Raw genomic sequence first — 13,898 nt, forward strand, 5'->3', positions numbered from 1 at the left:
CGCAGGATTCACATGTCCACTTTCACCGCTCGCCCGGTCTTGATCGACTCGATGGCGCAGTTGGCCAGATGCAGCGCTCTCAAGCCATCCCGGGCGTTGGTCGGCAGGGTCTGGTTGCCGCGCACCGCGTCAATGAACTGGTTCAGCTCGATGCGGTAGGAAGCGGCGTAGCGCTCGAGGAAGAAGTTCTCCAGCGGCTCGCGCACTTCGGTCTGCGTGGCGCTGTAGCTGCGCACGGTGCTCGGGCGATGGTTGTCGTTGAGGATCATGCCCTTGGAGCCGAACACTTCCAGGCGCTGGTCATAGCCGTACACGGCCTCGCGGCAGCAGTTGATGTGGCACTGTTTACCGGAGGCGGTGCGCAGCAGCACCATCACGCTGTCGTAGTCGTCGATCTGCGCCAGTGCGGGCTCCACGAGGCGGCTGGCGATGGCGATGACTTCGATGGGTTCTTCGCCGAGCAACGTCCGTGCGGTGTCGAAATCATGGATGGTCATGTCGCGGAAGATGCCGCCGGAGTGGGTCAGGTATTCCACCGGCGCCAGCCCCGGATCACGGCTGGTGATCACCACCTGGCGGACCTCACCGACGTCCCCACGGGCAATGGCTTTGCGCATCTGCAGGGTGTCCGGGTCAAAACGGCGGTTGAACCCAAGCATCACCTTGCCGTTCAGGCGCTCGATCTCTTCCACTGCGCGGGCGGCTTTGGCGAAATCCAGGTCAATGGGTTTCTCGCACAGCACCGGTTTGCCCAGTTTCACCGCCCGCAGCATCAGGTCGATGTGGGTGTCGGTCGGCGTGCCGATGACAATCGCGTCCACATCGTCCCGGGCAATGGCCTCGGCGCAATCGTAGGCCGCGGCGCAACCCAGCTTGCCGGCCAGGGCGTCGACGCCTTCGCGCCATGGGTCAGCGATCAGCACCAGTTTCACGTCGGGATTGGCGGCCACGTTGGCCGCGTGGATGTTGGCGATACGGCCTGCGCCGAGGACAGCAATGCGTAGCATGGGTGGATCTCCGGGATTGTTGTTATGGGGTGATCGGCGTAACGGGTGCGGCTGCACATCAGTGCGTCAGGTTGAACGGCGTGACGACCTGCACGTGGGACACGGGAATCGGCACCGCCTTCCACAGGCGATGGAACTGCAGGATGTGCAGAAACGCATTGCGGGCATCCACGTGCAGGTTGTGATCGATGATCGCGGCAATCTTTTCTTCCGCCAGCAGTTGCCGGTTTTCCTGATCGAGGTCGTGGCCGATGAACACCTCCAGGGGGCGGTCCAGGGCGGCGAAGGCTTCGACGATGGCGCGGTTACCGCCGCCGACGCTATAAATGGCTTTGATCGACGGATTGTCCTGCAGCGCCCGGGTCACTTTTTCAAAGGTCGGCTCATGCACGCCGAACCCTCCGGTGACGTCAACGACGCGCAGATGGGCGGCACGGCTGCGCAGCCAGGTGCGAAAACCCATCTCGCGCTCTTCCTCGCCACGAAACAGCTCGCTGCTGATCACCACGGCCACGTCTTGCGCTTCGTCGGCCAGCCAGCGCGACATCAGATACGCCGCCGTTTGCCCGGCCGTGCGATTGTCCATGCCGATGTAACCGATGCGCTCACTCTGGGGCAGGTCGGAAACAAACGTCACCACCGGCACACCCGCCGCCGTCGCCTGATTCACCGCTTCGTTGATCGGCAACTCGTCCGCGGCCTTGATGATCAGGCCCTGACTGCCTTTGCCGACGCAACGCAGAATCAGGTCGTGCATCTGCTGCGGGCCGATGGCCTGATGGAGGTGAAAGCGCGGAAAGATACGAAACGGCGCCAGACTGCCGAGCTGGGCGAGAACCGCCTCTTGCACGGCATCGCTGAAACGCTTGGGCGTGTGCAGGATGACGTCGATATGAAAGGTGCGGCCCACCGCAGGCCCGGACTTTTCCTGGGCTTCGAGTTCTTCGAGGGCTTGATGGATGCGGCGGTGGGTCTGGTAATGCACGCTGCCGCGCTGATGCAGGACGCGATCGACCGTCGCCTTGCTCACGCCGGCTTGAGTCGCGATCTGCTTGATGGAAAAACGTCTGGCGCGGTCGAGCATGTGAATCCCCTGAAGCCTCTCGATGAGGTCTTGTTGAGGTCGATTCGGGGCCTCGGTGAGGCTGTCGCAATGCTAATCGCAGTTCTATTGCTTGTACAGATGGAAATTAAATTCCAAATAAACGTCGTGGTTTTGCGTGTTCAACGACTCAATGCATTTGGCACGGGGTGTGCTGTGCTCAGTGCGTCCGACCCCATCATTCGCCAGGAGCACCCATGTTCAAAGACTATCCCGCTGCTTATCAGGTCAGCAAAGGCTCGGCGCTGCAAGTCGACACGGCGTTTTACCAACACATCCGCGAGGCGCAGGACAGTCGCACCTTGGTCGAGCAGTTCGAAGTGCCGATCCGCACCGGGCGAGCGTGGAAGGTCAAGGCCGGTCAGGTGTTCCGCGTTACCACCCCGGTGGGCCCGCAAGTGGGCGACTTCAACGTCTGGAGCGCCGATGACCCCCGCGAGCGCCTGTGGGCGGCGCGCACCCGGCAATTGCAGGGCGCCCATGTCACGACCCACGACCGGTTGTGGTCGAACCTGCCGTTCCTGCGGCCGATGATCACCATCACCGACGACAGCCTCGCCAGTTACGGCATCGACGAGCACGGCGGTCGGCTGCATGACCTGCTCGGCACCCGCTGCGATCCCTACGTGAACAAGATGCTCACCGGCGAAGACTTTCACCACCACTGCCATTCGAATCTGACCCGCGCCGTGTTGCCCCATGGCCTGACTGAATTCGACGTGCACGACGTGCTGAATATCTTCCAGTGCACCGGCTTGAATCACGACGACCTGTACTTCATGAAAGCGTGCCCGGCCAAACAGGGGGATTACCTGGAATTCTTCGCCGAAATCGACCTGCTCTGCGCGCTGTCGACGTGTCCCGGCGGCGACCTTTCCCTGCCGATGTGGGGCCCGGATGCCCAGGACCCGCTGACCGTTTGCCGGCCGCTGGGTGTAGAAATCTACGACATTGATGCGGCGTTGCTGCAAGGTTGGGAGCAGCCAAAACGAGCGGCCTACAACGGCTTGCACGGGTTGAAGATCGACAAGGCGGACTGGGAGGAGTAAGGCCGCGCTGAGTCTGGTATTTCTAATACCAGGTCCTCACCGCATTCACGCATCCCGAAACAAGTCGTGGGCGTCGAGCAGGCGCCAGGCGATTTCGGGATTCTTTTCCAGGCCGCGGCGGATGGCGGCGGGGATGGCGGCGCGGGTTTTGCGGCACATGCCGGGCAGTTCGGCGATGTCGATGACCATGCCGCGCATGCTGCGCACTTCATTGAAGCCGGGGCCAATGTCCAGGCGGATGCCCAACTGGTCGAACATCCGCGTTTGCAGGCGCTGCAGATCTTCCAGCGTGGCGATATTTTCCAGACGCTCAAGCAGACGTTTCTCTTCCTGACGGGTCAGGCGAAGGATGCGCACGTCCGCGCCCTCCAGCTCCAACAGTCGGTCGCGGTCGCATTTACAGGCGCCGGGCGGGCAGGGTGAGCGGATCGGCAATGGGGAAGTCATGGGCTCCGATCATAACCATGGGCTGTTGGGATTTACAGCCGTAGCGCTGGTGATCGCGCTGAAAACTCAAATGGCTGATTTGGTAAGGCCAATACCTAAATAGATTAATTGGTCTTGCCAATGGTCAGGCGGCTGTGTCATTTTTTCCTGCAGCGCCGCGCTTGTCATGGCTGCAGCCACTGCACCTGCGGCCCGCGCTTCCAGAATCCATCCGCCACCTCACAACAACAAGATCACTGCCCGGTAACCTGCGGCTCTGGCCGTTTCAGCGATGCCGGCGTGCCTGGTCTGGAGAGAGAAGATGCTCACCGTCGTCTGCGAAAAACCCGGCTCCCTGCTGGCCCTTGACCGTCCGAAACCCGAACGGGCACCCGGCGAGACGCTGGTCCGCATCAAGCGGGTCGGGGTCTGTGGCACAGATCTGCATATCTTCAACGGCAACCAGCCGTTCCTCGAATACCCCCGGGTCATGGGCCACGAATTTTCCGGCATTGTCGAGCAAACCGAGGCGGGCAGCGGGCTTGAGCCGGGCGACGTGGTCTATGTGATGCCGTACTTGTCCTGTGGCGACTGCATTGCCTGCCGCCAGGGCAAGACCAATTGCTGCGTGCGGATTCAAGTGCTGGGCGTCCATCGCGACGGCGCATTCACCGAATACCTGAGCCTGCCCCACGGCTTCGTGCTCAAGGCCGATGGGGTCACGCTGGATCAGGCGGCCATGATCGAATTTCTGTCCATTGGCGCCCATGCGGTGCGTCGTTCGGACGTGCAAGCCGGCCAGCGCGCGCTGGTGGTCGGCACCGGCCCGATTGGCATGGCGGTGGCAATTTTCTCCCGTCTGCGGGGCGCGAAAGTCACCGTGCTCGACACCCGCGAGGACCGGCTTACGTTCTGCAAGCAGCACCTGCAGATTGACTCGGCCGTGCTGATTGGCGAAGACGATAAGCAGCAACTGGAGCAACTGACCGAGGGCGAATTCTTCGATGTGGTGTACGACGCCACCGGCAACGCCAAGGCCATGGAGCGCGGTTTCGAATTCATCGCCCACGGCGGCAAATACGTGCTGGTGTCCATCGTCCGCGACACCATCAGCTTCTCCGACCCTGAATTTCACAAGCGCGAAGCGACGCTCATGGGCAGTCGCAACGCCACCGTCGAAGACTTCCGCTACGTCGAGCAGTGCCTGCGCGACGGCTTGATCCCGGACGCCGCGCTCAATACCCACCGCATGGCCCTGAGCGAAGTGACCGAGCGCTTCACTACGCTGCTCGACCCTGCGCAGCGGGTCGTCAAAGCCATCGTCGAATGCTAGGAGGCGCGGGCATGCAGGCAACCCCGTTCACCCCCATCCTGCAGTTCGGCACCAGCCGTTTTCTTCAGGCCCATGCCGATCTGTTCATTTCCCAGGCCCTGGAGAAGGGCGAAGCGCTGGGCAGAATCACCGTCGTGCAAACCACTGGCAGCGCCGACAGCGCGCAGCGGGTGCAGGCGCTGGCCGGTGGCACGGGTTATCCGGTGCGCATTCAGGGCGCAGAAAACGGTCGCACGGTGAACGAGGAGTTTTGGTCCACTTCCATTGCCGGCGCACTGCAAGCCGGCCCTGACTGGCCGGTGATTCGTCAGGCGATTCGGCACGACGTGCAGGTGGTGATCTCCAACACTGGCGACAAAGGCTATGTGCTGGAGGCGGCGGACACGGCGTCTTGCCTGGCCGCCGATGCGCCGACGCCCCGGAGTTTTCCGGCGAAACTGCTGGTGTTGCTCCATGACCGCTGGCTGGAGAATCCTGATGCGCCGCTGTCGCTGTTTCCCTGTGAGCTGGTGTCACGCAATGGCGATGTGCTGCGCGACCTGATCATTCAACTGGCGGTGGCGTGGGGCATCGACGCCGGGTTTGCGCACTACCTGCGCGACACCTGCCGCTGGGCGAATTCCCTGGTGGATCGCATCGTCTCGCAGCCCATCCAGCCGGTAGGCGCCATTGCCGAGCCGTACGCGATCTGGGCGATTGAGCGTCAGCCTGGGCTGGTGGTGCCGTGTAGGCATCCTTGTATGGTGGTGACGGATGAGCTGGAGCAGTACGAGCAGTTCAAGCTGTTCATGCTGAATTTGGGGCACACCTGGCTGGCCGAACGTTGGTCGAAAGATGGCCGGCCTGAGGGCGAGACGGTGTTTGAGGCCATGAACGACCCGCTGCTACGCGGGAGCCTGGAGGATCTGTGGGAGCGGGAGGTGCTGCCCGTGTTTGCGGCGAAGGGCCAAGGGGATCAGGCGCACAACTATCTGGCAAGCGTCCGCGACCGTTTTCTCAACCCGTTCTTGCAGCACCGGATTGCCGACATCGCGCAAAACCACGAAGAGAAGAAACGCCGCAGGTTCTTGCCGGTGGTTGAAATGGGACGGGGGATTGTGGGATTGGAGCAGCCGAAGCTCGAGGGCGCGTTGCCGGACTGATCCCGCCTGACACACCGCGCACTAAATAGCGGGACCGGCTTTAGCCGGGAAGGCGTCAATTAGCACACCGCAAAATCGAGGGTGAACGCACTGGCCTCTTCCCGGCTAAAGCCGGTCCTACTAAATAGGATGCATCCACTGATGATCGTCCCCACGCTCCGCGTGGGAATGCCGCCCGGGACGCTCCGCGTCCCCTCCTGTGACGCAGAGCGTCAGGGGATGTGTTCCCACGCGGAGCGTGGGAACAATCAAACTAAAAGATCGCGTGCATCCAGTGATGACCGCGTCCATGGTCCCGCCACAAGGCGCCCCGACGCCTGTGATATCCTCCGGCGCATCCTGATGGAACGTGATTGATGACCGCGCCAAGCCCCGCACCCGAACGCCGCCTGTACCAGATCACCGCCGACCGATTGCGCGAGCACATTCGCAAGCATGGCATCGCCCCTGGCGCGCGCCTGCCTCCCGAGCGCGATCTGGCGCAGTTGCTCGGCGTCTCCCGGCCATCCCTTCGCGAAGCCCTGATCGCCCTGGAAATCGAAGGCAGCGTCGAAATCCGCATGGGTTCCGGCATCTACGTCTGTGAGCACCTGCTTGGGGTCAAAGGCAAAACCCGCACGCTGGGCGAGAGCCCGTCCGAGCTGATGCAGGCCAGAGCACTGATCGAAGGTGAGAGCGTGATGCTGGCCTGTCTGCACGGCAGCAAGGCTGATTTTCGCTACCTGCAGGGTTGCATCGACAAGATGCGCGAGGGGGCGCTCAAAGGCGTGCCGGCGCTGGATGACGACCGCAAGTTCCATCAGCGGCTGGCGAAAATGAGCGGCAACTCGACCCTGGTGCGCATCATCACCTCATTGTTCGAAGAGCGGTACAGCCCGCTGACCGCCCATGTCAGCGAACACTCCGAAACCACCGAAACCTGGGCCATGGCCGTGGCCGAACACGAAGCCATTCTGCACGCCGTCCAGACCCGCGACCTGATTGGCGCCCAGACCGCCATGCGCGAACACCTGCGCCGCTCCGAAGCGCGCTGGCTCGATGGCATGGATGCGGAGCTGCGTTAACAGGCGCCCGCCGCAAGGCGGTGCTGTTCAAAAATCCTCAGCCTCACGCCATCGTTTTGCGGATCCCTTCCCACAAGCCATTCAGGTACACCGCACCCAGCGCCCGGTCGTACAGGCCGTAGCCCGGCTTGCCGGTTTCGCCCCAGATCATCCGTCCGTGGTCGGGGCGGTAATAGCCCTCGAAGCCGGTCTCGACGTAAGCCTTGACGATCTCGGCCATGTCCAGCGAGCCGTCTTCCGAGCGGTGTGCGGTCTCAAAAAAATCACCGGCTTCGTTGACCTTCACATTGCGCAGATGGGCGAAGTGAATGCGCCCCTGACCGCCGAATTCCCGCACCAGCGAGGGTATGTCATTGCCCAGATCGGCGCCGAGGGAGCCTGAACACAGGGTCAACCCGTTAGCCGGGTCATCGACCATGGCCAAAATGTGCGCCAGGTCTTCGCGATTCTTCACCACCCGCGGCATGCCGAACATCGAGCGCGGCGGGTCGTCCGGGTGCAGGGCCATCTTGATGCCGGCGTCTTTTGCAACCGGGATGATGCGCTCCAGAAAGTACGCCAGCCGTTCGCGCAGGGTGGCTTCGTCGACCTGGGCGTATTCGTTGATCAACGCGCGCAGGACCTCCGGCTCATAGCTGACGTCCCAGCCAGGCAGGCTGATGCCGTTGTCCAGGTTCGCCTGCTCGATCACCGCCACGTCGAACGCCAGGGTGGTCGAACCGTCGGGCAGTTCCATGGCCAGGGTCGAGCGGGTCCAGTCGAACACCGGCATGAAGTTGTAGCAGACCACCTTGATCCCGCAGGCCGCCAGGTTGCGCAAGGTCTGGCCGTAATTGTCGATCAGTTGATCGCGGGAAGGTAGGCCACGCTTGATGTCTTCGTGGACCGGCACGCTCTCGATGACCTCCAGCTCCAGGCCGTGGGCATTCACCGTGGCTTTGAGGGCGGCGATCTTGTCCAGCGGCCAGACCTCGCCCACCGGGATGTCGTAGATGGCCGAGACCACGCCGGTCATGCCGGGGATCTGGCGGATGTAGGGCAGGGTGACGGGATCGCTGTCGCCGTACCAACGGAAGGTCATCTTCATTGCGCAGTCCTTGTTGTTATGGGGGCAGTCCGCTCAAGACCGCCAGTGCCTCGCCGCCAGCGGCCCGAGGTGGCTTGCGCAGCAGGATAGATTGGTCAGGCCAAATTATGCAAATACCGACCGTCCAGCCACAAAACCGCAAATAAATCGCCTTTTCAATTTCCATAACCTGGTTTCCGGGTCTAGTATCCGCTGCATTCGGATATTTGGTCAGGCCAATTCCGCGGTTCTCGACGGGTGCTTTATCCCTCGTTGAGCAGCGTGTGAATCAAGGCCAGGGCGCTATGCGAAGCTCAAACGACGTCTTACTCATAAAAATAATTAGGAGGACTCGCCATGCAGAAAGGGCGCTGGTTGGTAATTTTTCTGTGCTTCCTCGCGGTGGCCATCAACTACATCGACAGGGCCAACCTCGCGGTTGCCGCCCCTTACATCCAGAAAGAACTCGCCTTGGGCTCAGGGCAAATGGGCCTGCTGCTCAGCGGCTTCTTCTGGACCTACGCACTCATGCAAATGCCGTTTGGCTGGTTCGTCGACAAGGTCGGCGCGCGCATCGCGCTGCCCCTCGCGGTGGCCTGGTGGTCGCTGTTCACGGCGGCCACGGCGGCGGCGAGCAGCCTGGCGTCGATGTTCGGTTGCCGGCTGATGCTCGGCGTGGGCGAGGCGGGGGCGTATCCGTCCTGCGCGAAAATCGTCAGCCAGTGGTTCGACGTCAAGGAGCGCGGCTTTGCCACCAGCATCTTCGACAGCGGTTCGCGGGTCGGCTCGGCGCTGTCGATCCCGCTGGTGGCGCTGATCATCGAGCTGTGGGGCTGGCGCGCGTCGTTCATCATCACCGGCGCGGTGGGCCTGATCTGGGTCGTGGGCTGGTTCCTGATCTACAAAGAGCCCCAAGCCGTTGCCGCCATCGAGCAGCATGAGGCAGGCAAGGCGGCAACCCTCGCCGCGCGGCCGAAAGTGAAATGGGCCTCGCTGTTTCGCCACCGCACCCTGTGGGGGATGATGCTGGGCTTCTTCTGCCTGAACTTCGTGATCTATTTCTTCATCACCTGGTTCCCGACCTATCTGGTCACCGAGCGCGGTTTCTCGCTGAAATCCCTCGGTACGCTGGGCACCATCCCGGCGGTGGCGTCCATCGTCGGTGGCTGGATCGGCGGACTGACGTCCGACGCGCTGTACCGCCGGGGCTGGAGCCTGACCGCCGCGCGCAAGACCTGCATCGTCGGCGGCATGCTGATGTCGTCAAGCATTTCGCTGTCGGTGTTCGTTGACAGCACCTGGGCGATGCTCGGCTTTTTCAGTCTGGCCTATGCCAGCCTGGCGTTCGCCGGCGCGAGCATCTGGTGCCTGCCGGCTGATGTGGCGCCGTCGCCTGCCCACGTAGCGTCGATCGGCGGCATCCAGAACTTCGCGTCGAACACCGCTGGCATCTTCATCACCACCTTCACCGGCTTCATGCTGGTGATCGGCAACGGCTCGTTCACTGCGCCGCTGATGACCGCCGGGGCGTTTGCCCTGTTGGGGGCGTTCAGCTATTTGTTCATCGTCGGCAAGATCGAGCCGTTTTCCACGACGCCGGAGGATGCCGCGCCGCTGGACGCGTCGGCGGTCGCCCAGCGCACCTGAATGTTGAAACAGATGCGGGCACCACTTCTGCGGGGTGCCCACTGACGCTTTCCCGGCTAAAGCCGGTCCCACAAGTCGGCGTTCTAGCCGGTCCTACTGCGCGGTGCGCCCTTCGGCTTTCACTGCCGCGCGAATCGCTTCCAGCAGCATCTGACACGCCGGGTTGTCGTTGTCCGAGCGCCACACCAGATGCAGCTCGCTCTGCACCCCTTCACCCAGATCGATGTCGCGAAACGTCACGCCCTTGAACACCACGTTGGTGGCGCAGCGTGGCACCAACGCCAGGCCCATGCCGGCGTTCACCAGCGCCAGGATGGTCAGCGACGAACCCAGCCACTGCACGTATTCGGGCGCCACTTGCGCGGAGCGAAACATGCCGGTGAGCAGTTCGTTGAACGGCGGGTAGGCCGAGTGCGAGTACATGAGGAAGGGCTGGGCGTCGAGGTCCTGCACGTTGATGCGCTGGGCGTTCGCCAGCGGATGACTGCTGGGCACCGCCAGCACGAACGGCTCGCGGACCAGGCATTCGGTCTCGTAACCGGGCTGCAGCAGCGGCGCCCGCACGATGCCCAGGTCGATGCGCCGGGCGCGCAGGGCTTCGTGTTGCTGGTACGTGTTGAGTTCAGTGAGGGAGATTTTCACGTGGGGCTGGTTCTGCCGCGCCTCGGCGATGACCCGTGGCAGAAACTCGTACACCGCGCTGCCGACGAAACTGATAGTGACCGAGCCGATGTCGCCTTCGGCAAAGCGGCGCGCCGCGATGGCCGCCTGATGCGCCCGCTCCAGCAGCGTCTGCGCTTCGATGAAAAACGCCCGGCCCGCCGCGGTCAACGCGACGCTGCGGGTGTTGCGGTTGAACAGCTGAACCCCCAGCGAATGCTCAAGCAACTGGATCTGCCGACTGAGGGGCGGCTGGGTCATGTTCAGCCGCTCGGCAGCCCGGCGGAAGTTGAGTTCGGTGGCGACGGTGGTGAAGCAGCGCAGCTGGGCGAGCTCGAACATTGATCTAATCCAGGTATCAATCAACAGTCAATCTAGATTAGACGGGAACAATGCCTCGGTCCATGATCGGTTCATTCCACGCTATCCCACAAAAAATACAAAGACCGGGAGTCGCACCTTGAACCGCACCGTTCCCACCCCTGCACCCCTCAGCAGCGCCGATTCCACCGTGCTGGCCCGTGCGGCCACGAAGGTGAAGCGTCATGTGTTGCCGTTGTTCGTGATCATGTTCATCGTCAACTACATCGATCGGGTCAACATCGGCTTCGTCCGCAGCCACATGGAAACCGACCTGGGCATCGGCGCCGCCGCCTACGGGCTCGGCGCCGGTCTGTTTTTCGTCGGCTACGCGCTGTTCGAAGTTCCGTCGAACATGCTCCTGCAACGGTTCGGCGCCCGCGCCTGGCTGACGCGCATCATGTTCACCTGGGGCGCTGCGGCAATGGCCATGGCCTTCGTCCGTGGCGAAACCAGCTTCTACGTGTTGCGCTTCATCCTCGGCGCGGCGGAAGCGGGGTTCTTCCCCGGCATCATTTATTACTTCACCCAATGGCTGCCTTCCAGCGAACGCGGCAAGGCCATGGCCATCTTTCTCAGCGGCTCGGCCATTGCGTCGGTGATTTCCGGGCCGGTGTCCGGTGCATTGCTCGGCGTCAGCGGTATGAACCTGCACGGCTGGCAGTGGATGTTCATCATCGAAGGCTTTGCTTCCATCGCCTTGTGCGGCTTCGTCTGGTTCTGGCTGCAGTCCCATATCCGCGACGCCAAGTGGCTGAGCGAAGAAGAGAAGGGCGCACTGATCAGCGCCATCGACGCCGAACAGCGCGCCCGGGAGGCGGCGCAAGTGGTCAAGCCGTCGATCTTCAAGCTGCTCGCAGACCGGCAGATCATGTTGTTTTGCTTCATCTACTTTTCCGTGGCCCTGACCATCTACGGCGCGACCTTCTGGCTGCCGAGCATGATCAAGAAGATGGGCAGCCTCAGCGATTTCGAAGTCGGCCTGTTCAACTCGATCCCGTGGATCATCTCGATCATCGCCATGTACGGCTTCGCGGCGCTGGCTGCACGCTTCAAGCATCAACAGGCGTGGGTCGCGGTCACCCTGGTGATTGCCGCGTGCGGGATGTTCATGTCCACCGTCGGCGGGCCGATCTTCGCCTTCGTCGCCATCTGCTTTGCGGCCATCGGTTTCAAGGCGGCGTCGGCGCTGTTCTGGCCCATTCCCCAAGGCTATCTGGACGCGCGCATCGCAGCGGCGGTGATCGCGCTGATCAATTCCATCGGCAACCTCGGCGGCTTCGTGGCGCCCACCGCGTTCGGCTTTCTGGAGCAGAAAACCGGCTCTATTCAAGGCGGCATGTACGGCCTGGCGCTGACCTCGCTGGTAGCGGCCGTGGTGATCTTCTTCGTCCGCACCACGCCGAAGAGCGACCCACACCGCCCAAAGCTTGAAGACGCTGCGCCACGGCCTGCAGCCAGCGCGCTCAGCCCCCATACCAGTCTTAAACCCTAGCCTCGAACCCTGATTGACCGGGAGAAGTCATTTGAAAATCACACGCGTCACCGTCACCCCGATTGCCTTCCGCGATCCGCCGTTGCTCAACGCCAGCGGCATCCACGAGCCCTTCGCCCTGCGCTCGATCATCGAAGTCGAAACCGACAACGGCTACCTCGGCCTCGGCGAAAGCTACGGCGATGCGCCGGCCCTGGCGATTCAACAGCAGTTGCAAAGCCAGTTGATCGGCATGGACCCGTTCAACCTCAACCACTTGCGGGCGGTGGTCAACGCTACGGTGGCGGCTAACAAACCTGCTTCAATGGCGGGTGCCGAGCTGGCGCCGGGTTCTCACGCCAGCAAAGCGGTGAGCAATGCCTATTCGGCGTTCGAAGTGGCGTTTCTCGATGTGCAGGCACGTTCAATGAATCTGCCGCTGGTTGACCTGCTGGGCGGTGCCGTTCGCGACCGCGTGCCGTTCAGCGCGTACCTGTTCTTCAAATACGCCCAACACGCCGATTCGCCCTACGCGCCAGACAGCTGGGGAGAAGCGCTAAGTGAAGAACAGATCGTCGCCCAGGCGCGGCGGATGATCGACGCCTACGGCTTCAAGAGCATCAAGCTGAAAGCCGGCGCGCTGGACCCGGAACACGAAGTGTCGTGCATCAAGGCGCTGAAAAAGGCCTTTCCCGGCTATCCGCTTCGCATCGACCCGAACGGTAACTGGTCCCTGGACACCTCGATCCGCATGGCCGAACTGCTCGGCGACGACCTGCAATACTACGAAGACCCGACGCCCGGGCTGGACGGCATGGCCGAACTGCATAAACGTACCGGCCTGCCGCTGGCGACCAACATGGTCGTCACCGACTTCGACGAATTCCGCCGCAGCGTCGCGCTGAACAGCGTGCAGATCGTCCTCGCCGACCACCATTACTGGGGCGGCCTGCGCGACACCCAGGCGCTGGCAAAAATGTGCGACACCTTCGGCCTCGGCGTCTCCATGCACTCCAACTCCCACCTGGGCATTAGCCTCATGGCCATGACCCACGTCGCCGCCGCCGTCCCCAACCTCGACTTCGCCTGCGACACCCACTACCCGTGGCAAGAACCGGACGAAGAGGTCATCAAAGGCGGCAAACTCCCCATCATCGACGGCTGCGTCCACCTCACCCGCGAGCCCGGGTTGGGACTGGAGCTGGACTACGACCAGCTGGGCAAACTCAACGACCAATATCTAACGTGCGGCATTCGCCAGCGTGACGACGTGCGGCAAATGCAGAAATACAAACCGGAGTGGAAGGCGGTGAAGCCACGGTATTGAGGTTGGAGGGAGTCATTACCAGGGCGGGTCGGAAGCGAGACCAGACACAGACAGACCGGGGACAGATTAATTTACGGTGAAGCGTTGTAAATAAATCAGTCCCCTTTGGAAAGTCCCCTTTGGAAAAACCCGAAGATCCTCCAGTGCCGGATGTATCCCCACGCAGAGCGTGGGAACGATCAGCGTTGGGCAGCGAAATTTCCGTTGCCGTCACCGGCCTCTTCCCGGCTAAAGCCGGTCC

The 13,898-nt window shown here is 62.4% G+C and carries 12 protein-coding genes; 7 read left to right on the top strand and 5 right to left on the bottom strand.

Going from position 1 to position 13,898, the window contains the following annotated elements:
• Positions 1-8: 8 nt before the first annotated feature.
• Both iolG and BBI10_RS17060 read right to left on the bottom strand, forming a co-directional pair.
• Entirely contained in the window at positions 9-1,007 is a 999-nt protein-coding gene (gene iolG, locus BBI10_RS17055; RefSeq protein ID WP_065990369.1) for an inositol 2-dehydrogenase, read from the bottom strand.
• Positions 1,008-1,065: 58 nt separating this feature from the next.
• On the bottom strand, positions 1,066-2,091 hold the full coding sequence (locus BBI10_RS17060) for a LacI family DNA-binding transcriptional regulator (RefSeq protein WP_065990372.1): 1,026 nt from the start codon (positions 2,089-2,091) through the stop codon (positions 1,066-1,068).
• A gap of 215 nt (positions 2,092-2,306) precedes the next feature.
• On the opposite strand from BBI10_RS17060, the gene BBI10_RS17065 reads away from it, so the two are divergent.
• The gene (locus BBI10_RS17065) at positions 2,307-3,158 is read left to right on the top strand and encodes an urea carboxylase-associated family protein (protein WP_065990374.1); all 852 of its coding nucleotides are present in this window, start codon (positions 2,307-2,309) and stop codon (positions 3,156-3,158) included.
• A gap of 45 nt (positions 3,159-3,203) precedes the next feature.
• Here BBI10_RS17065 and BBI10_RS17070 read toward each other — a convergent pair whose 3' ends face one another.
• A complete protein-coding gene (locus tag BBI10_RS17070; RefSeq protein WP_083233153.1) occupies positions 3,204-3,605 on the bottom strand; it encodes a hypothetical protein in 402 nt (133 codons plus the stop codon).
• Positions 3,606-3,906: 301 nt separating this feature from the next.
• On the opposite strand from BBI10_RS17070, the gene BBI10_RS17075 reads away from it, so the two are divergent.
• The 3 genes from BBI10_RS17075 (at position 3,907) to BBI10_RS17085 (ending at position 7,123) form a co-directional block, all read left to right on the top strand.
• Positions 3,907-4,917 (top strand): zinc-binding alcohol dehydrogenase family protein, encoded by a 1,011-nt coding sequence (locus BBI10_RS17075; RefSeq protein WP_065990378.1) that lies wholly within the window; start codon positions 3,907-3,909, stop codon positions 4,915-4,917.
• An 11-nt stretch (positions 4,918-4,928) separates the two neighbouring features.
• Positions 4,929-6,059: a D-mannonate oxidoreductase gene (locus BBI10_RS17080; RefSeq protein ID WP_065990380.1), complete on the top strand. Its 1,131-nt coding sequence runs from the start codon at positions 4,929-4,931 to the stop codon at positions 6,057-6,059.
• A 356-nt stretch (positions 6,060-6,415) separates the two neighbouring features.
• Positions 6,416-7,123 (top strand): FadR/GntR family transcriptional regulator, encoded by a 708-nt coding sequence (locus tag BBI10_RS17085; RefSeq protein WP_065990381.1) that lies wholly within the window; start codon positions 6,416-6,418, stop codon positions 7,121-7,123.
• A 43-nt stretch (positions 7,124-7,166) separates the two neighbouring features.
• On the opposite strand, the gene uxuA is transcribed toward BBI10_RS17085, so the two are convergent.
• The gene (gene uxuA, locus BBI10_RS17090) at positions 7,167-8,210 is read right to left on the bottom strand and encodes a mannonate dehydratase (RefSeq protein WP_065990383.1); all 1,044 of its coding nucleotides are present in this window, start codon (positions 8,208-8,210) and stop codon (positions 7,167-7,169) included.
• A gap of 336 nt (positions 8,211-8,546) precedes the next feature.
• On the opposite strand from uxuA, the gene BBI10_RS17095 reads away from it, so the two are divergent.
• A complete protein-coding gene (locus BBI10_RS17095; protein WP_065990385.1) occupies positions 8,547-9,836 on the top strand; it encodes an MFS transporter in 1,290 nt (429 codons plus the stop codon).
• 93 nt (positions 9,837-9,929) lie between these two features.
• Here the strand turns inward: BBI10_RS17095 and BBI10_RS17100 are convergent, their stop codons facing one another.
• Positions 9,930-10,838 (bottom strand): LysR substrate-binding domain-containing protein, encoded by a 909-nt coding sequence (locus tag BBI10_RS17100; protein WP_065990387.1) that lies wholly within the window; start codon positions 10,836-10,838, stop codon positions 9,930-9,932.
• 169 nt (positions 10,839-11,007) lie between these two features.
• Between BBI10_RS17100 and BBI10_RS17105 the strand changes: the two genes are divergently transcribed.
• Together BBI10_RS17105 and BBI10_RS17110 are read left to right on the top strand one after the other, a co-directional pair.
• On the top strand, positions 11,008-12,351 hold the full coding sequence (locus tag BBI10_RS17105; protein WP_065990863.1) for an MFS transporter: 1,344 nt from the start codon (positions 11,008-11,010) through the stop codon (positions 12,349-12,351).
• A gap of 31 nt (positions 12,352-12,382) precedes the next feature.
• A complete protein-coding gene (locus tag BBI10_RS17110; protein WP_065990389.1) occupies positions 12,383-13,657 on the top strand; it encodes a glucarate dehydratase family protein in 1,275 nt (424 codons plus the stop codon).
• The last annotated feature ends 241 nt before the right edge of the window (positions 13,658-13,898 follow it).

The sequence above is a fragment of the Pseudomonas graminis genome (genome assembly GCF_001705435.1).
GTDB classification, from domain to species: domain Bacteria; phylum Pseudomonadota; class Gammaproteobacteria; order Pseudomonadales; family Pseudomonadaceae; genus Aquipseudomonas; species Aquipseudomonas graminis_B.